General features: G+C 37.8%; 14 protein-coding genes. 11 read left to right on the forward strand and 3 right to left on the reverse strand.

Annotation, left to right across the window (positions count from 1 at the left end):
- Positions 1 to 159 precede the first annotated feature (159 nt).
- Positions 160 to 1176 carry a sensor histidine kinase gene (locus EG346_RS07925; RefSeq protein WP_123877879.1) on the forward strand — a complete coding sequence of 339 codons (1017 nt, stop codon included), beginning with the start codon at positions 160 to 162 and terminating at the stop codon, positions 1174 to 1176.
- Positions 1163 to 1846, forward strand: a complete 684-nt coding sequence (locus tag EG346_RS07930; protein ID WP_123877881.1) for a LytR/AlgR family response regulator transcription factor — start codon at positions 1163 to 1165, stop codon at positions 1844 to 1846. The genes EG346_RS07925 and EG346_RS07930 overlap by 14 nt, the downstream gene beginning before the upstream one ends.
- A gap of 49 nt (positions 1847 to 1895) precedes the next feature.
- Here EG346_RS07930 and EG346_RS07935 read toward each other — a convergent pair whose 3' ends face one another.
- Entirely contained in the window at positions 1896 to 4163 is a 2268-nt protein-coding gene (locus EG346_RS07935; RefSeq protein WP_123877883.1) for an aconitate hydratase, read from the reverse strand.
- 340 nt (positions 4164 to 4503) lie between these two features.
- The gene (locus tag EG346_RS07940) at positions 4504 to 7284 is read right to left on the reverse strand and encodes a bifunctional aconitate hydratase 2/2-methylisocitrate dehydratase (protein ID WP_123877885.1); all 2781 of its coding nucleotides are present in this window, start codon (positions 7282 to 7284) and stop codon (positions 4504 to 4506) included.
- 423 nt (positions 7285 to 7707) lie between these two features.
- On the opposite strand from EG346_RS07940, the gene EG346_RS07945 reads away from it, so the two are divergent.
- From EG346_RS07945 to EG346_RS07970, 6 genes are all read left to right on the forward strand, one after another.
- Positions 7708 to 8412, forward strand: a complete 705-nt coding sequence (locus EG346_RS07945; protein WP_228426713.1) for a WG repeat-containing protein — start codon at positions 7708 to 7710, stop codon at positions 8410 to 8412.
- 337 nt (positions 8413 to 8749) lie between these two features.
- A complete protein-coding gene (locus EG346_RS07950; protein ID WP_123877889.1) occupies positions 8750 to 10888 on the forward strand; it encodes a TonB-dependent receptor in 2139 nt (712 codons plus the stop codon).
- A gap of 138 nt (positions 10889 to 11026) precedes the next feature.
- Positions 11027 to 11779 (forward strand): HU domain-containing protein, encoded by a 753-nt coding sequence (locus EG346_RS07955; RefSeq protein ID WP_123877891.1) that lies wholly within the window; start codon positions 11027 to 11029, stop codon positions 11777 to 11779.
- Positions 11767 to 12318 (forward strand): acyl-CoA thioesterase, encoded by a 552-nt coding sequence (locus EG346_RS07960; RefSeq protein WP_073335808.1) that lies wholly within the window; start codon positions 11767 to 11769, stop codon positions 12316 to 12318. The genes EG346_RS07955 and EG346_RS07960 overlap by 13 nt, the downstream gene beginning before the upstream one ends.
- Positions 12319 to 12406: 88 nt before the next feature.
- The gene (locus EG346_RS07965; protein WP_228426715.1) at positions 12407 to 12802 is read left to right on the forward strand and encodes a GxxExxY protein; all 396 of its coding nucleotides are present in this window, start codon (positions 12407 to 12409) and stop codon (positions 12800 to 12802) included.
- A 67-nt stretch (positions 12803 to 12869) separates the two neighbouring features.
- Positions 12870 to 13802 (forward strand): 2-hydroxyacid dehydrogenase, encoded by a 933-nt coding sequence (locus EG346_RS07970; protein ID WP_123877893.1) that lies wholly within the window; start codon positions 12870 to 12872, stop codon positions 13800 to 13802.
- Between the two features lie 204 nt (positions 13803 to 14006).
- Here the strand turns inward: EG346_RS07970 and EG346_RS07975 are convergent, their stop codons facing one another.
- Positions 14007 to 15428: a BspA family leucine-rich repeat surface protein gene (locus tag EG346_RS07975; RefSeq protein ID WP_123877895.1), complete on the reverse strand. Its 1422-nt coding sequence runs from the start codon at positions 15426 to 15428 to the stop codon at positions 14007 to 14009.
- Between the two features lie 352 nt (positions 15429 to 15780).
- Between EG346_RS07975 and EG346_RS07980 the strand changes: the two genes are divergently transcribed.
- From EG346_RS07980 to EG346_RS07990, 3 genes are read left to right on the forward strand one after another with little or no spacing between them, the layout of a single operon-like run.
- The gene (locus EG346_RS07980) at positions 15781 to 17043 is read left to right on the forward strand and encodes a serine hydrolase domain-containing protein (protein WP_073335803.1); all 1263 of its coding nucleotides are present in this window, start codon (positions 15781 to 15783) and stop codon (positions 17041 to 17043) included.
- Between the two features lie 23 nt (positions 17044 to 17066).
- Positions 17067 to 18824, forward strand: a complete 1758-nt coding sequence (locus tag EG346_RS07985) for an Ig-like domain-containing domain (RefSeq protein WP_123877897.1) — start codon at positions 17067 to 17069, stop codon at positions 18822 to 18824.
- Positions 18825 to 18828: 4 nt separating this feature from the next.
- A complete protein-coding gene (locus EG346_RS07990; RefSeq protein WP_123877899.1) occupies positions 18829 to 19287 on the forward strand; it encodes a heme-binding domain-containing protein in 459 nt (152 codons plus the stop codon).
- Positions 19288 to 19345 lie beyond the last annotated feature (58 nt).

Below are 19345 nucleotides of genomic sequence, written 5' to 3' on the forward strand. Positions count from 1 at the left end.
TTTAAAATCTTGGTTCAAAGGTATTTTCAAACTTCTTTTTATGAAATGGCATTTAGATTTGAAGTGGAATTAATCCGCTCAAAAAAAATTCATCGGAAAAAAAACGGGTTTCATCGGAAATGGATAGGAATGTAAAAGTGATGTGTCTTACATTTGAGCATGAAGCAAAAACAAGTTTTTTTTCTGCACTTTTTTTATTGGCTGTTGATTATTTTTAACGGACTCCTTGCCAGGGCTGTCTACAGTGAAGGAGGACTTGATATTTTGGATGTCACCATATTCCTGGCTAATATTCTGGGATTTTACGTCAATTATTTTTTTATTGTACCAAGATTTTTTGATCCTAAAAGATTTTACCTGATGATCATCGGTTTTTTTGTGGGGGTATTTGTTTTCGTGCTCTTCAGATATTCCATGGAAGAGCTTTTGCTTCCTGCGGTGGCAGGTTTCAGAAATTATGCGGAGGGAACTACTTTCCTGTACTATTTTTATGATAATATCTATTATTCGAGCCTGACGGTTTTCGTAAGTACGAATTTATGGTTCTTTAAGTATTATCTGAAGGTTGAAGAAGAAAAATCTGTCCTTATCGAAGAAAGGAAACATGCCCAGCTTCAGGCCTTAAAAACCCAGATCAATCCTCATTTTATTTTTAATTCTTTAAATAATATTTATTCCCTGGTGTATCAAAATTCAGATAAGGCACTTCCGACCATAGAAAAATTAAGCGAATTGCTGAGGTACAGCACTAAAGATCTTGAAAAAGAAGTGATCAGTCTGGATAAGGAAATAGGATACATTGAAAGCTTAATTGGACTGGAGAAACTCAGAATCAAAAATCCGGAACTATTGGTTATTGAAAAAAATATCAATCATCCTAAAATCAATATTTCCCCTATGTTGCTTGTGCCTTTTGTTGAAAATGCCTTTAAACACGGAGACTTTAGAGACAAAGGTTTTGTATTGAAAGTTTCGGATGACAATAAAGTACTTCATTTTTATCTTCATAATTATAAAAATCAAAAAATGAAAGATACGGCGTCCGGAATCGGAATTGAAAACGTAAAAAAGAGGCTGGAAATTTTATATCCTAAAAAGCATGAACTCTTTATAAAGGATCTGGAATCTGAATTTATTGTAGATTTAAGAATAATTTTCCCCTATGAGAACAATTAAATGCATCATTGTAGATGACGAACCGCTGGCGATCTCGCTACTGGAAAATTATGTCCGCAAAATTCCTTTTTTAGAGCTGGTTTTTTCTGCAGAAAATCCTATTCTTGCGCTGGAATATATTCAAAATAATGATGCTGATCTTATTTTTCTGGACATTCAGATGCCGGAAATTTCGGGAATTAATTTTATGAAGATTGTAGGGGATAAGAAAAAATATATTTTAACAACGGCCTATTCGGAATATGCACTGGAAGGCTATGAACACAATATTATAGATTATCTTCTGAAGCCTGTTTCTTTTGACCGATTTCATAAAAGTGCAATAAAAGCGCAGGAGCGTTTTACATTTCCCGATCATAGTGGCGAATCTTATTTTTTCGTGAAATCTTCGGGTCAGCAGCACCGCATCAATTTCAGCGATATTCTTTACATAGAAAGCATTAAAGATTATGTGAATATAAAAACATTAAATGAGGAATTCATTGTACTTGATACTCTGAAATCCCTGGAAAACCAGCTTTCTGAAAGGTTTGTCCGTGTCCATAAATCATTCATCGTCAATCTGGATAAAACTAAAAATATTGGGATCAAGAGAATTGTTCTGCTTTCCGAGCAGGAAATTCCAATTGGAGAGAGCTACCGGAGCCATCTTCTGAGTAAGATCAAATAAAAAGCGGCTCCCTGGGAAGCCGCTTTTCTATAATTACTTGTTGATTTAATTAATTTTCCTGTCTCTTAATCAGGTTAAGAGCAGAGCCCGCCTTAAACCAATCAATCTGCTGATCGTTGTACGTATGGTTGGCCATAATGATATCTTTCGTTCCGTCTGCGTGAACAAATTCTAAAGTCAGTTGTTTTTCAGGAGCGAATTGATCAAGATCTAAGAAGTTAACGGTGTCATCTTCCTGGATTTTATCATAATCAGCTTCATTAGCGAAAGTAATCCCAAGCATACCCTGTTTTTTAAGGTTCGTCTCATGGATTCTCGCGAACGATTTTACCAGTACCGCTTTTACTCCAAGATGTCTTGGTTCCATTGCCGCGTGCTCTCTGGAAGAACCTTCACCGTAGTTTTGATCCCCAACAACAATAGAAGGGATTCCTGCGGCTTTGTATGCTCTCTGTACAGCAGGAACTTCACCGTATTCACCCGTTATTTCATTTTTAACGCGGTTGGTTTCCATATTATAGGCATTAACAGCTCCAATCAACATATTGTTTGAAATATTGTCAAGGTGTCCCCTGTATTTCAACCATGGTCCAGCCATAGAAATATGGTCAGTCGTACATTTTCCGAAAGCTTTGATCAATACCTTAGCTCCTTCGATGTTTTTACCGTCCCAAGCCGGGAATTCTTCCAACAACTGAAGTCTGTCTGAAGTAGGACTTACGTTCACCACTACTGAAGAACCATCTTCAGAAGGAGCCTGATATCCGTTGTCATCCACTGCGAAACCTCTTGCCGGAAGTTCAGAACCTTTAGGTTCATTCAGCTTCACCTGCTCACCGTTTTCTGCGGTTAATGTATCTGTAATCGGGTTAAAGTCTAATCTTCCCGAGATCGCTACTGTAGCTACCATTTCCGGAGAAGCTACAAAGGCGTGGGTATTCGGGTTACCATCGGCTCTTTTGGCAAAGTTTCTGTTGAAAGAGTGGATAATCGAGTTTTTTTCCCCTTTATCAGCACCTTCTCTATCCCATTGTCCGATACAAGGTCCACAAGCGTTTGTAAAGATTCTTGTATTCTCAAATTTTCTGAAAGAATCTAAGAATCCGTCTCTTTCCGCTGTAAATTTTACTTGCTCAGAACCTGGATTAATCCCTAATATCGCTTTAGGCTTAACTCCTTTTGCTACCGCATCTTCTACGATGGAAGCCGCTCTTGATAAATCTTCATAAGAAGAGTTGGTACAAGAACCGATCAGCGCCCATTCTACCTCTATCGGCCATCCGTTAGCTTCAGCTTTAGCTCTGAATTCAGCTACGGGTGTAGCCAGGTCCGGAGTGAAAGGTCCGTTTAAGTGTGGGGTAAGTTCAGAAAGGTTGATCTCAATTACCTGGTCAAAATACTGTTCAGGATTAGCATAGACTTCAGCATCACCTGTTAAGTGTTCCGCGATCCTGTCAGCAGCATCCACTACATCCTGTCTTCCGGTTGCAGCTAAATATCTTCTCATGGAATCATCATATCCGAAGGTAGAAGTAGTAGCTCCGATCTCAGCACCCATGTTACAGATGGTTCCTTTACCTGTTGCTGAAAGAGATTCTGCTCCTTCTCCGAAATATTCTACAATGCATCCTGTTCCTCCTTTTACGGTAAGGATACCTGCTACTTTCAGGATAACGTCTTTTGCGGATGTCCATCCGCTCATTTTGCCGGTTAATTTTATACCGATAAGCTTAGGCATTTTAAGCTCCCAGGCCATTCCGGCCATAACATCTACCGCATCAGCACCCCCTACACCAATGGCCACCATTCCTAATCCTCCTGCATTCACTGTGTGGGAGTCAGTACCGATCATCATCCCTCCAGGAAATGCATAGTTCTCTAAAACAACCTGGTGGATAATACCCGCGCCTGGCTTCCAGAAACCAATTCCATATTTATCACAAACAGAACTCAAGAAGTTGAATACCTCAGAGTTTTTGTTGATCCCTTCCTGTAAATCGGATTCTGCACCTACTCTTGCCTGAATCAGGTGATCGGCATGAGCTGTGGATGGAACAGCTACTTTAGCTTTCCCGGCCTGCATAAATTGTAAAAGCGCCATTTGAGCAGTGGCGTCCTGCATCGCTACTCTGTCTGGTGCGAAATCTACATAGGAGTTGCCTCTTTCATGTGCTGAGGTAGCATTTCCTTCCCAAAGATGGGTGTAAAGGATTTTTTCTGAAAGGGTAAGAGGTTTTCCCACGATTTGTCTTGCCGCAGCAATTCTCTCAGGGTAACGCTCGTACACTTTTTTGATCATATCAATATCAAAAGTCATATCTTAATTTAATTTTTCTTTTTTTTAATAGACTTTTTCCGTCAATATTTCATATCTACGACGGAAAATATTCTTCGTTACTGCAATCCATCAAATTCTGTTCCTTCAATCTATAAAAGGGATAATTACAATAAATAATCAGGATTTTCTATATCTATTTTATATCTATCAAGTTAAGAAAAAATAGAATTTCTTTTGTCTATTCTATTTAAAATAATTCTCAATCAGTCTTAAATAGAAAGGTTCTAAACAAAAAATGAAAGATTTTAAAACCCGCAGGATCAAAATCTTTCATTTATGTAATATTTAAAATAGCCCTAAGGCTTATCGTCAAACCCGGTTAATGACCAACCTGAACCAGCTCTTTAATAGGTGGAGCGAATTTAGTCAGGTCAATGCCTTCAACGGCAGCTTTGTATTCATCGATATTAGGAATTCTTCCAATGATAGCAGAAAGTACAACAACCGGAGTTGAAGCTAATAAAGATTCTCCTTTTTTACGTTCAGAATCTTCAACTACTCTTCCCTGGAAAAGACGGGTAGAAGTGGCCAATACCGTATCTCCCTTAGCTGCTTTCTCCTGGTTACCCATACAAAGGTTACAGCCAGGACGCTCAAGATACATCATGTTCTTGTACTCCACACGTGCTTCTCCTTTAGGAGCATTATCGTCAAATTCGAAGCCGGAATATTTTTCTAAAAATTCCCAGTCTCCTTCCGCTTTTAATTCATCAATGATGTTATATGTTGGAGCCGCTACAACTAGAGGAGCGTTGAATTCTACTTTCCCGTGTTGCTTTTCAATATTTCTAAGCATTTGAGAAACGATTTTTAAATCTCCTTTGTGAACCATACAAGATCCAACAAAACCAAGATCTACTTTTTTCTCACCTCCATAGAAAGAAAGTGTTCTGATGGTATCGTGAGTATATCTCTTGGAAACATCATCATTATTTACATCCGGGTCAGCAATCATAGGTTCTACGATGATATCAAGATCTACCACTACTTCAGCATAATATTTAGCATTGGCATCCGGAGTTAAAGCTGGTTTTTCACCTGATCTGATTTCAGCGATTCTCTTATTCGCTTTATCTATTAATCCCTGAAGGACCTGGTTGTGATTATCCATGCCCTTGTTGATCATAATCTGGATTCTGCCTTTTGCAATTTCCAATGATTCAATAAGGGTTTCGTCTTCAGAAATGTTGATCGAAGCCTTTGCTTTCATTTCGGCAGTCCAGTCTGTAAAGGTAAATGCCTGGTCAGCAGGAAGTGTTCCGATGTGAACCTCAATGATTCTTCCCTGGAATACGTTCTCTCCGCCAAACTGCTTAAGCATCTGCGCTTGGGTAGCATGAACCACATCACGGAAATCCATGTGTTCTTTCATATCACCTTTAAACGTTACTTTTACAGATTCCGGGATTGGCATAGAGGCCTCACCTGTAGCCAATGCAAGAGCAACAGTTCCTGAGTCTGCTCCGAAAGCAACTCCTTTAGACATTCTTGTGTGTGAGTCACCACCAATGATGATGGCCCACTCGTCAATTGTAATATCGTTCAGAACTTTGTGAATCACGTCCGTCATCGCATGATATTCACCTTTCGGGTCACGGGCTGTGATCAAACCGAATTCGTTCATGAATTTCATTAATTTTGGAATATTAGCCTGCGCTTTTTTATCCCAGACTGAAGCGGTGTGACAACCTGATTGGTAAGCACCGTCAACAATTGGCGAAATGACCGTTGCCGCCATTGATTCAAGCTCCTGAGCAGTCATAAGACCTGTAGTATCCTGAGATCCGACGATGTTTACTTCTACTCGAACGTCAGAACCGGCGTGTAATACCTTTCCTGGGGTTGTTCCAACAGCATTTCTGTTAAATATTTTTTCTACTGCGGTAAGACCTTGTCCTTCGTGAGAAATTTCTTTGGAAGGAGCAAAAACAAGTGGTGTTTCTATTCCTAAAAGTTTCGCCGCAAATGTTTGTAGTTTTTTACCGAATACAATAGCATACGATCCGCCAGCTTTAATGAATTCCAATTTCTGAGGCGTGAATGCCTTGGCAATGTCAATCAGCTCCTGATCGCCATTGTATAATTTTTTTGTTTTTGTATTGATGGTAAGCACGGTTCCTGTAGCTACTGAATAGGCTTCTTCAAGAATAGGTTCTCCTGCTTCGTTACGAATGGGCTCTCCATTCTCGTCCAGTTTTTTTACCCAGTTTTTAAGATCAAGACCGATCCCTCCGGTAACATCAACTGTAGTAAGGAAGATCGGAGAAATACCGTTGGTTCCTCCAACAATCGGAGCAATATTGACAAATGGAATATATGGGCTCGCTTGTTTACCGGTCCATAGAGCCACGTTGTTTACTCCTGACATTCTTGATGAGCCTACACCCATTGTTCCTTTTTCAGCAATAAGCATAACGCTGGCATCAGGGTGTTGAGCCTGTAAAGCTTTGATTTCTTCCTGTGCCTGAGGGGTGATCATGCATTTACCATGAAGCTCACGGTCTGATCGTGAGTGAGCCTGGTTACCAGGAGAAAGTAAATCTGTTGAGATATCACCTTCACCAGCGATGAACGTAACCACTTTTATTTCTTCAGCAATCTCAGGAAGCTGAGTGAAGAATTCAGCTTTTGCATAGCTTTCAATGATTTCTTTTGCGATTTCGTTACCGCTATTGAATGCTTCCTTTAGACGATTGGTATCAGCGTCATAAAGGAAAACCTGTGTCTTAAGAACGTTTGCAGCTTCTTTAGCAATAGATGGATTATCACCTAAAGCCAGATCCAATAATACTTCAATAGAAGGACCTCCCTTCATGTGAGATAATAATTCAAAAGCAAAAGCCGGTGATATTTCTTCTACAACGGATTCACCTAGAATGATTTCCTTTAAAAATTGAGCTTTAACACCCGCTGCGGTTGTTGTTCCTGGTAAGGTATTGTAGATGAAAAATTGAAGAGAATCCGATCGATATTCATTACCTGAATCTTTAATTTGCGTGATAATTTCGCTTAATAATTCAGCACCATCAATTGGCTTCGGATGAAGCCCCTGGTTTTTTCTTTCTTCAATCTCTTTGATGTAATCCTTATAAATATTCATATAGAAGTCTTTTCAATATTAAAAGTAGATTAATATAAATCAGTATAATCTACGTTTTTTAAATGTGGGATCATATTTTGTCCCAAAGGTGAGTATAGAGGACTTTTAGAAAATGTAAGTGACTTACCTGTGATCTGTCCAGTCGAAAAACTTGCTATGGGTAACATTCGGACACTTTTTGATCCTGTTAATATCAAAAGTTATATCTCAAACGTTTTTAAACTTATCAAACACTTAAAATGTTCCCAAAATTACGAATTTTTAATATTTCATCAGGATGAAATTATTTAGATTCTTTATAAATATGAATTTGATAATTTCTATTTTTGGCCGTAGTTTTGCACACAAATGGTGAATATGAAAAATATCCTGAATTTTTTCTGCGTATTTATATCGATTTTCGTTTTTTCGCAGACGAAATCTTTGAAGAAACTCCCAGTTAAAAATGGCACAAAAACGACCGTAAAAAAAGAATTTGCAGACACTAAGCCAAATCCTGATCTGGTTATTGTTCATCAGGATCTTCCCTTGTTGATCCCCAAAAAGGAAAACGGGAAATTTGGATATGTCAATCAGAACGGAAAATTCATCATCAAGCCGGAATATCATATAGCGGTCTTTTTTTATGAAGACTGCAATCTACTGAATTCCCCCAATCAAAAAGTACAAAAATTTGGAACGGACGAATATGCAACGGTAGAAAAAGATATGATCTCTTACCGTGTGGACAAAAAAGGGAAAAGAGTGTATCAGTTTAAAGATGCAGATCTTGGAAAGTGCAAGTTTGGAGACTATAAACAACAGCTTTATCAGGCGTATGTTTTAAATGGTTTTTACGGAGTCATTGAAAAAGCAAAATTCGTCAATGCAGCCGACTACAGAGATTACAAAATTTATCCCCAATACCAGTATTTATACATTATGGAAGGTGATGATATTGAAAACCCGATGATCGTTGCTTCCCATAATGACAGATTTGGTGTAATTGATGTCAATAATAAAGTGATCATTCCTTTTGAATATTCCAACATCAAAAGAAACTTCAGCTGGAAACTGGGGAGGATGTTTGAAGTCACGAAAGATGGGACGAATTATTATTATATTGATGTAAGAAATAAGACGTATTAGGCAGAAAGCGATAGAGACTTTGATTCTTTATTTTAAAAATACTCTATTCAAAATTCCGGATTGTTCAGCACGGAAATCCCGGATTTCGTAACCCGATGCAGCGCATGCCCCATCTCGCATTTTTTTTGTAATTTCGCGGCTGAAGTAAAGGGGTGCTGTAACAGGCTGAGATTATACCCAATGAACCTGGAACGGATAATGCCGTTTAGGGAATTTTGAAAATGTACCGATAGAACAGGAAAACAATACCAACTCTCATTGAAGGACTGTTAAATTAGAAAATTGTTACATTATTTAATCCGCCCCTTTTATTCATTAAATTTTAAAGATTTATAGAATGAAAGGATTATTTTTTTTAGGGCTTACTGTAGGCTCTGCAGCCTTTATCCAGGCTCAAAATAAAGATTCCCTGAAAATCAGGGAAATTGAAGCGGTCAATTTTACCAAAAGACTTCCCGTTGCTAAGGAAATTATCAATGTGCAGAAGGATATTGACAGCCGAAATCTGGGTCAGGATCTTCCGATCCTGTTAAAAAATCAAACCTCTATTATCTCTACTTCTGATGCCGGAAATGGAGTTGGATACACAGGATTCAGGATCCGTGGAGTCTCTGGAAAAGGAATCAATGTGATGATGAACGGTGTTCCTTACAACGATTCTGAAAGTCAGGGAACGTTCTTTGTCAATGTTCCGGATCTTACAAGTTCTGCTTCACAAATCGTTATTCAGAGAGGAGTGGGAACTTCCAATAATGGGGTTTCTGCGTTTGGAGCCAGCATTAACGTGATCTCCAAAGAGCCGGATGAGAAGATGTATTTTAAAACTGATGACAGTTATGGCTCATTCAATACCTACAAGTATTCGGCTGAGGCAGGTTCCGGAAAATTCTGGAAAAACAGGCTTTCTGTGATGGGAAGATATACGCGTATTCATTCTGACGGATATATAGACAGAGCTTCTTCAAATCTGGATTCTTACAATTTCACCGCATTATTCGAAGAAGGGAAAACGAGACTTCGCCTGATGGCTTTCGGAGGGAAAGAGAAGACTTACCAGGCCTGGAATGGAATTGACCGACCTACGTGGGAAACCAATCCAAAATTCAATTATTCAGGACAATATACAGATCTGTTCACCGGGGAAGAGAAGTTCTATGATAATGAGACGGATAACTACAGACAGAATCATTACCAGCTTTTATGGGAGCAGAAATTCAATGATAACTGGAGCTTGGAAACCACTTTCCATTACACAAAAGGAAGAGGATATTATGAAAATTATAAAAGGGTGGATGAAACGGATGTAGATGCAACGCATTATTCCAGTTACAATTTGCCTGTACCTATCGTGAACGGATCTGCTGTAGAACAGACTGATTTTATCAGAAAAAAATGGCTGGATAATGATTTTTACGGTGCTGTTTCTACCTTATACGGAAAATTTGAAAATGTGGATCTTAACTTCGGACTAGTCGCAAACCAATATTACGGAAGACACTTTGGGAATGTGACGGGAGTCTATTTTCCAATGGTAAATGAATACGAATATTACAGAAACCGTTCAGTGAAAACTGAGGTGGCGGGTTTTGCGAAGGCTTTATGGAGAACAGGCGAGCATTTTGAATTCTTCGGAGATCTTCAGCTCAGAAATATTGATTATAACACAAAAATTATTACTGCCGGCGACGGGGAGGGAGGAAATCTTGATAAGAACTGGCTTTTCTTTAACCCAAAAGCGGGAGTAAATTACAAGATCGGAAGTGGAAAAGTTTTTCTTTCCTACGCCCATGCCCAACGTGAACCGAACAGAGATGACCTGATGAGCGATAATGATGTGAAAGCTGAAAAACTTCACGATTTTGAAGCGGGTATTGAGAAGCAATTCGGAATTTTATCGGTAACTGCGAACTTATATTATATGTATTATGTCAATCAGCTAGTACTGAACGGGCAATTGAATAATGTAGGGGCATTTATCAGAACCAACTCAGGGAAGAGTTACCGAAGAGGAGTGGAGATCGGAGCATTGGCTAAACTTTCAAAGCAATGGGAAGTGACTGGAAATGTCAGTCTGAGTCAGAATAGAAATCTTGATTTTAATATTAAAAATAATGGAACGCTTCAGAGTCTTGGAGATACCGAAATATCATTCTCTCCGAATGTGATTGCTAATCTTGGACTGAAGTTTAATCCGGACAAAAACTTCCAGTTTGCTTTGATGAACCAGTACGTAGGAAAGCAATATCTGGATAATACAGGAAACAAGAACCTGGAGCTGAAAGACTATTTTCTGACGGATTTCAACGCGCAATACCAGTTTAAGATCGCCAGTAATGATATTGAATTAAAATTACTGGTGAATAACCTTTTCAATAAAAAGTATGTAAATAATGGAGCTGTTTACGATGGTGATCCATACTATTTTTCACAGGCAGGAACTAATTTTATGTTCGGGATTAGCTGGAAAATTCAATAATTATCAAAATAATTTACCAAACAGGTTTTAATACATTCAATTTTATACCTATTTGTCAAAAGACTGTTTCGGCAGTCTTTTTTTATATCCGATAAATCTCTTCAAAAAGTCATGAAAAAATTATAAATTTGCTGCCAAATGAATATTTCAGCTTACATTTTAGAATATCTGAAACAATTTGGAACTGTGACGGTTCCGAGCTTCGGTATGTTTTCGCTTAAAAACTCCAAGGCAATTATTAATTCCGAGAACGGGAGCATCCTTCCGCCCGCAAGCGAGATCGTTTTTGCGGTGGATTATGAAATACAGTCTGACGAACTTGCCGCTTTTATAGCAGCACAGAAACAGATGTCTCTGGAAGCTTCCAAAAGTGACCTGAAAATTCAGACCGATTTCTGGAAGAAAAAGCTTCAGGCAGATCAGGTTCTGGAAATTCAGAATCTTGGAGTCATCACTATTGAAAATGATAGGGCACATTTCAAAGGGAAAAGAATAGAATCGGGACATCCGGATTTCTATGGACTCGAGGAAATAAGACTTTCGGATATCAATAACGGAGAAAAGGTCAGTACTATTGTAAACCGTGAAAAGGACTATCAATTCAAGAAGTCAATTCTTTGGATTTTTCTGCTCGCTGTTCCTGTTTTGGGAATTATTTACCTCGCCTTTACCCAACAGGAACTTCTTTTCGGAAAAAAATCTTTTGATAAAGTTTCTGTACAGACTTCTACCCACAGAATTGTAAAAGATACTGTAAAAGTGATGGTTCATACTCCGCAAACAGCCGTTTCAGATTCACTGAAAAAAGATTCATTATCAAAACCGGTCGGGAAAGGGACACCACCATCTCCGGCCGCTCAAAACAACACTAAGACTCAATGGCAAAAGTAAAAAAAGCGTCAGAATCCCTGACCATTATGACGAATATTGTTCTTCCGAACGAAACCAACTCTTTAAGAAACCTTTTCGGAGGTGAGCTTCTGGCAAAAATGGACCGTTGTGCTTCTATTTCTGCAGCCAGACACTGCGAAAGAAGAGTGGTAACGGCATCTGTAAATCACGTTTCCTTCAATCATCCGATCCCTGAGGGGGGAGTGGTAGTTCTGGAATCTAAAGTATCCAGAGCATTCTCTACCTCAATGGAAGTCTATGTAGATGTTTGGCTGGATGACCCGATCAATCAGAAGAAAATTCACACCAATGAAGGGATTTATACATTCGTTGCGGTAGATGAATTCAACCGTCCTATTCCGATCCCGGATATGATCCCGGAAACAGAAGAAGAAATACTGAGACATGCGGCGGCCATCAGAAGAAAAGAACTTTCTCTTATCCTATCAGGAAGAATGAAACCTCTTGACTCTGTAGAGCTTAAAAAACTGTTTCAGGAGCCTGAAGAAACAAAAGAATCAAAGAAAGATAAGAAATAAATTCTGCCTTTGTAAAGACTTAAACACAAATAACACAAATGTCTGCACAGATTTTCACAAATGAATTGTGCCGAGTAAATGGAAAAAAATGATAGCATCAGATATTTCAGAAAACGATATATCAAGAATGGTGTATGAAGCAGGATATCGTGTTCATAAAACCTTAGGTCCCGGACTTTTGGAAAGTGCTTATGAAGAATGTATGTTCTATGAGCTTAATAAGCATGAACTTCTGGTAGAAAAGCAAAAGCCAATGCCTTTGGTTTATGATGAAGTAAAGTTGGATGTAGGCTACAGGCTGGATTTCCTGATCGAAAGTAAATTTGTCTTAGAAATTAAATCGGTAGAGTCCCTGAATGATGTATATCTGGCTCAAATTCTGACTTATCTCCGTTTAAGCAACTGTAAGCTTGGAATGCTGATCAATTTTAATACCCTTCAATTTAAAAATGGGGTAAAAAGAGTAATCAATGGGACGCTATGAAATTCACATTTGTGTCATTTGTGAAATAATTAGTGTCATTAGTGTTTAAATTATTCGTGTTTAAAAAATGAAAATTCTCCTTTTAGATAAAAATCATCCTCTTATTACAGAACAGCTTTTAGCTAAAAACTTTGTGCTGGAAGAGGATTTCACGTCTTCCTACGATGAGGTTTGCCGTAAAATTGAACATTATGACGGAATCATCATCAGAAGCAGGATCCCTTTGGACAAAAACTTTCTCGAAAAAGGAAAAAATCTGAAGTTTATCGCCAGAGTAGGAGCGGGGATGGAAAATATTGATATTCCTGTTGCTGGAAAGCTGGGAATACAACTGATCAATTCTCCTGAAGGTAACAGAGACTCTGTAGCAGAACATGTTGTAGGCATGCTGTTGATTCTCATGAACAGGCTTTTTATTGCTTCTCAGGAAGTGAAAAACGGCATCTGGAAACGTGAAGAAAACAGAGGCGATGAACTGCTTGGAAAAACAGTTGGACTTATCGGATACGGTAATATGGGGAAAGCTACAGCGAAGAGATTTTCAGGATTCGGCTGTAAGGTCATATTTCATGATATTCTTCCCGGACTTTCAGACGAATACGCTTCACAGGTAAGTGTAGAAGAGCTAAAGCAATCTGCAGATATCTTAAGTCTTCATATTCCTCTCACTTCTGAAACTCATTATATTATCGATGAAAAATTTATTTCAGAGATGAAAAAAGACTTCTATTTTGTGAATACGGCAAGAGGAAAAAATATTGAAACTAAGTATTTAGTTGAGGCGTTGAAGTCAGGAAAAGTAAAAGGCGCTTGTCTTGACGTTCTTGAATATGAAAAGGCCTCCTTTGAAAACCTTGAACACGAAAACGAGGATCTCCAATATCTTCTGGAGTCTGAAAAAACAATTGTAACACCGCATATAGCTGGGTGGACCCATCAAAGTAAGGAAAAACTGGCACAGGTGATCGTTGATAAAATTATAGAAAGGTTTGCAGGCTAGTTAATAATCCTTGCTGAAGTTACTGATCTGTGTTAGAATATAGCTACAAATCTTTTTTTGACGTGATCTTTCCAAATGATTTTCAGTAAATGATATTTTTATTTTCAAATTATACAAAAGCACAGATCTTACGATCTGTGCTTTGCCATTTATTGCCGCAAGCAGTTATATTTATATAGCAAGAGGCTATTTTTTACTTATTGTTTATTTTTTTATGAGCTTGTGTATACTCTCAGATCCGTCGGCTGTTGCAATCTTAATAAAATAGATTCCGGTAGGAATTTTTTGCAGGTTTAATTGATTGGTTTCACCAACTTTATTCAATAATACTTTTCCTGAAGCATCTAAAACCTGTACCGATTTAGTGATGTATTCTGATTTTATAAAGATCATTTCCAAGGCAGGATTTGGGTACAGAAGTAATTTTGTTTTGCCTGATTTTATTTCTTCAACAAGTAACAAAGGCTCCGAGCAGCTTGGAGAAAAACTGTCTCCAACAAATGTCCAGCCCTTGTTGTTAATTAATTGATTACGAAATATTTGGCCGCCGTTTCCATAAGTCCTTCCAACTGCTCCGACAAGTCGTCCAAGTGGAGAATTAGGATTTTCAGCCCAGCCTTTTAATGTTGCCCCGTAATTTCCACAATCTAAACCACTATAGCCAAAAATTTCTGTCAAATTGACTATTGGAGAAAGTGTCCAATTGCCTAAATTCTTATTAAAATTATTGTTAGACCAAAACATACGAGACATGTTGGTAACATTAGAAACATCCCAAGAGGAAATATCTTGGTTAAAACTTGGATAAGAAAACATCTGAGCCATATTGATGACATTTGAAGTATTCCAGTTGTTTAATGGTTGGTTAAAAGCCTGAGATGCTTCGAACATCAGTGACATATTCTGAACATTTGAAACGTTCCAATTATTAATATTCTGGTTGAATGCTTTCGCACGATTAAACATTGAACTCATGTTGGTCACATTGGAAACATTCCAACTGCCAATATCCTGATTGAATGCGTCAGCATAAAAAAACATCTGGCTCATGTCTGTTACTTTTGAGGTATTCCAATTCCCAATTGGCTTATTAAAAGCCTTTGCATTAAAGAATAAATTGCTCATATCGGTTACGTTGCCCACATTCCAATTGTTAATATTGTTTACAATTGATAAGTTGGTGCAACCTGAAAAAAACGAGCTGAGATTAGTAACTTGTGAAAAATCTGGAATATCAGTGGCTGTAATTTGAATATTCTCATATCCAGAAAACATTCCTGATAAATTAGTATTCCAGGTAATTTGCCCCCATTGTGTTAGTTCGACAACTTTATCTACATCAGTTCCGGAACTAAGTCTAAAAGTGCCGGTAGGCGTGATTGAAATAGTATATGTTCCTATTGAGGGAACGCTTATTTCTGTTAAACCCGTATTTCCAATTCCATTACCTGTAATAGTAGAATTGTTGGTCTTTACATATGAGTAGTTGTAGATGCCCTGCGTACTTAACTTTATTTTTAGGTTGTTAGCATCGGTCACCAAAAATTTTAATATAAGTGGCGTCTGTGCCCTTAGAGCAGTAATTACCAAAAAGAAGAAAGAGAAAAAGTAAATTTTTTTCAACATATTTTTATTTTTTTATTGAGTGCAAAAATACATATTTCCCACATACAAGACATTAATACAAAAATTAAAAATGCAAATAATCGCCTGAATTCCGTATAAATTATCTTTTGTGCGGGTGGATTTATTTAAAATATGTATTTCTAAAAAACTGTTCTTAGTAAGTTTTTGCAATTTAAAAAATAAGTACTTAATCTAAATTATAAGAAAGTTTCTCAACGTTGAGAAGATTTGCGTCATGTGATTTTATATTCTTCACAAAAGCATTTAATAATGTTAAATAATTCATAATGTATACTGCAGACTAAGAATTTATTTTTGAGTTTTATTAAATTGCTGCTCATTTTTGATACTCATGACGACGCGTAACTTTGTACTTATTGTAACTGTTTTTTTATCCCTTATTTCCTGTAAAAAAAATTCCGAATCCAAAAAGGCTTCCGCTGAAAATACAACCAATCTTCCCAACTACGGAAATGTAGATCTGGACCATGTATTTACCAAAGAAGAAAGCCAGCTTGGGGATAAAAATATAGTAACAGGATATATTGATCAGTATTATAAAAAAATCTGGGAAGGCGGAGACCTGAGTGGGGGAATCCTTGTAGCAAAAGGAGATGATATCCTGTATGAAAACTACAGAGGTTTCGGAAGAGAAGGAGATCAGATGCCTATCAATAAAAATACGCCACTGCATGTAGCTTCAGTATCAAAAACACTGACAGCGATGGCGATGCTAAAACTTGTAGAAGCCGGAAAAATTAAGCTTTCTGATCATTTAACCCAATATTTTCCAGGATTTCCTTATCCGAATGTTACCGTACAGACTTTACTCGATCAGAGAAGCGGTCTTCCGAAATATGAATATTTTATTGCCAAAATACAACCGGTTCCCGCTGAACTTTCAAAGCCATTCATTACCAATCAGGATGTCCTGAATATGATTATTAAATATAAACCAGACCTTGCAAGAGATACCGATACAGGCTTTATGTACTGTAACACCAATTTTGCGATGCTGGCTCTTTTGATAGAGAAGATTACTAAAACTCCTTTTCCTCAGGCGATGAAAGAAATGGTATTTCAGCCTCTGAAAATGGAGCATACCTACATTTTCCAGGAAAAAGATATTCCTACCGCAGCACAGTCTTTTTATTACGGCGGAAGAAAGCTATATCCTCTGGACAGGCTTGATCTTATATATGGAGACAAGAATGTGTATACCACACCAAGAGATCTTTATAATTTTTCCAAGGCTATGTTTTCCAAGGATTTCCTGAAGCCGGATCTGATGCAGATGGTTTTCACGCCCTACAGCAATGAAAAGTCCGGAATGAATAATTATGGATTAGGTTTCAGAATGAAAATCTTTGATAACGGTGAAAAACTTACTTATCACAATGGCTGGTGGCATGGGACCAATTCTGTGTTTGCCCATTTGCTGAAATCTAAAGTGACCATCGTCGCTATTGGGAACAGATATTCAAATAAAGTCTATACCGCCCTGGCGTTATCAGGGTTATTCGAGGATTTTCCGGTTCAGAAAGATAAACTGCACAGTGTAATGAACGATAATAAAGATACTTTAAATACTGGACATGAAGTTTTTGGAGAATAATGTTTAATTTTGCTTAAACATATATGAAAAGACTTCTTCTATTATTCGTTATCTGTTTTCTTGCCCATTCATGTGCAAGAGTCGGAGCTCCTGTGGGAGGTCCGAAAGATACCCTGGCTCCAAAGTTTTTAAGCTCAAATATTGATTCCACCAGAATCAATGTCAAAAGAGATATCCATGAGCTCAGACTGGATTTTGATGAATATATTACGTTAAAGGATATCAATAAAAACCTGATCATCTCGCCGCCTATTAAAAATATAAAGAGGATCCTTCCTTCCAATATCGCGAATAAGTACGTGATGATCCAGTGGGAAGATACGCTTCAGGCCAATACAACTTATAACTTCAACTTTGGAAATTCTATTGCTGATAATAATGAAGCTAATATTCTCCGTTATTTCAATTTTGCATTTTCAACGGGTGATAAGCTGGATGATCTCTACGTAAGCGGGGATATCACAGATGCATTAGCGATTAAAAAGAAACAAGGTGAAAATAAATTTGTGGTAGGACTTTATCAGGTAAAGGATACCATCAATTATAAGCAGAAACCTTACTATATCACCAAAGTGGATGAAGATGGCTATTACGAGCTTAATTACCTTACTCCAGGAAAATATAAGATCATTGCCTTTGAGGATGAAAATGGAAACTCTGTGTATGATCCCGGAAAAGAAAAAATAGGGTTTCAGAAAGAGCCGATAGACATTGAAAAATCTGTTTCAGGATTGAATTTAAAAGTTTACCCTTCCAAAAAGCCTTTGAAATATGGTGAAATGAAAGAAAGTCCGGGAGGAATCACGATGACATTCGAAGGAAATCCAGAGAAAGTGAAAGTAGCTTCTATCAACGAAAAGCTTCAGGATATTAAGGTGACTCACCGGCCCAAATCAGATTCTGTCAAGATTTGGTTTGATGCTGTAAAAAGCGATGTAGGGCAGACAGCGAATGATAATCTTAAATTCAGTTACGATACCGGCAGTAAGCAGGATACGGTGTCCGTGTTCTACAAATACAACAAGAAAAACGCCATGGATCTTGAGAGTGATAACGGAGGACCCGGCCTGGCGCCAAATTCTGATTTCAGGATAAAATCCGGATATATCATCGATAAAATCAGTCCTGAAAAATGGGTTCTTAAGAGCGATAGTTTAACGACTCAGGAATTCACAGCAAAAATCTCCGAGACCAATCCTTACCAAATCGTTATCCACTCCGATTTTGTGACAGGGAAAAAATACCAGTTAACCATTCCGAAAGAAACCGTTTCATCATTTTATGCAAAGAATGTACAGTCCAAACGTTTCGATTTTGAGGTAGAGAAAGTTGATCAGTTCGGAAGTCTTGCCTTTACCCTTCAGAATGCTCCGGATGCCAGCTATTGGATTCAGCTTCTGGATGCTTCAGATAAGGTGATTTACTCCAGGTATACCAAAGGCAATAACGTGAAATTTGATATCCTTAAGCCTAATGAATATATTGTAAGAATACTGGTGGATAACAACGGGAATAAGTTCTGGGACGAAGCAGACTTTGAAAAAGAAACTTTTGCGGAAGATTCCTACGTATTCTACAAAAAAGCGATTGTAAGACCGCTATGGGAAACTAAGGAAGACTGGGATTTAAAAGACACCAGAACACTGGATAACCCCAAAGGTAATACGCCTAAACCAGTAGAACCTCCAAAAGAAGATGCGCCGAAAGAAACGGTGACGAAGGAAGTAGAAAAAGAATTGAAATCGCAATCCGGAAATGCTGTATTGACGCCGGTAAAATAAAGAGATGAAAACGGTAAAAAAAGTATTGTTCTGGACGTTGGTTGTTTTTGCGCTGATCCAGTTTATTCCGATTGATAAAGTTAATAAACCTGTTGATAAAGCAGTCAATTTTGTCGATGCTAAAAAGACTCCTGAGAAAATCCGTGGTTTGATAAAAGGAGCTTGCTATGATTGTCATTCCAATGAAACGGTGTATCCAAAATATGCAAATATTGCTCCCATTTCCTGGTCTGTTAAAAGCCATGTGAATGAAGGGAGAGAACGTCTTAATTTTTCTATCTGGGGAACGTATAATAAGGAGTTAAAAGAAAGTATGCTGAGTAAGGCATCTCAAAATATTCAAAACAAGCTAATGCCTATGCCCGGTTATATAGTCTATCATAAGGAAGCTAATTTATCCGACGCAGAAAGAACACTGCTGGTTCATTACTTCGAAGATATGCTCAAAACAAAATCTTACTAGACACCGCAGACAATATAAAAATCCCGTAGATCTTACAGGTTCCGTACTCATGATTGAT

The organism is Chryseobacterium carnipullorum, from assembly GCF_003815695.1.
GTDB lineage: Bacteria > Bacteroidota > Bacteroidia > Flavobacteriales > Weeksellaceae > Chryseobacterium > Chryseobacterium carnipullorum.

Coding starts and splice junctions, on each gene's coding strand:
- EG346_RS07955 (WP_123877891.1), top strand. CDS start 11,027: ATGAATATTTCAGCTTACATTTTAGAATATCTGAAACAATTTGGAACT.
- EG346_RS07990 (WP_123877899.1), top strand. CDS start 18,829: ATGAAAACGGTAAAAAAAGTATTGTTCTGGACGTTGGTTGTTTTTGCG.
- EG346_RS07965 (WP_228426715.1), top strand. CDS start 12,407: ATGATAGCATCAGATATTTCAGAAAACGATATATCAAGAATGGTGTAT.
- EG346_RS07960 (WP_073335808.1), top strand. CDS start 11,767: ATGGCAAAAGTAAAAAAAGCGTCAGAATCCCTGACCATTATGACGAAT.
- EG346_RS07985 (WP_123877897.1), top strand. CDS start 17,067: ATGAAAAGACTTCTTCTATTATTCGTTATCTGTTTTCTTGCCCATTCA.
- EG346_RS07935 (WP_123877883.1), bottom strand. CDS start 4,163: ATGACTTTTGATATTGATATGATCAAAAAAGTGTACGAGCGTTACCCT.
- EG346_RS07930 (WP_123877881.1), top strand. CDS start 1,163: ATGAGAACAATTAAATGCATCATTGTAGATGACGAACCGCTGGCGATC.
- EG346_RS07950 (WP_123877889.1), top strand. CDS start 8,750: ATGAAAGGATTATTTTTTTTAGGGCTTACTGTAGGCTCTGCAGCCTTT.
- EG346_RS07970 (WP_123877893.1), top strand. CDS start 12,870: ATGAAAATTCTCCTTTTAGATAAAAATCATCCTCTTATTACAGAACAG.
- EG346_RS07980 (WP_073335803.1), top strand. CDS start 15,781: ATGACGACGCGTAACTTTGTACTTATTGTAACTGTTTTTTTATCCCTT.
- EG346_RS07975 (WP_123877895.1), bottom strand. CDS start 15,428: ATGTTGAAAAAAATTTACTTTTTCTCTTTCTTCTTTTTGGTAATTACT.
- EG346_RS07925 (WP_123877879.1), top strand. CDS start 160: ATGAAGCAAAAACAAGTTTTTTTTCTGCACTTTTTTTATTGGCTGTTG.
- EG346_RS07940 (WP_123877885.1), bottom strand. CDS start 7,284: ATGAATATTTATAAGGATTACATCAAAGAGATTGAAGAAAGAAAAAAC.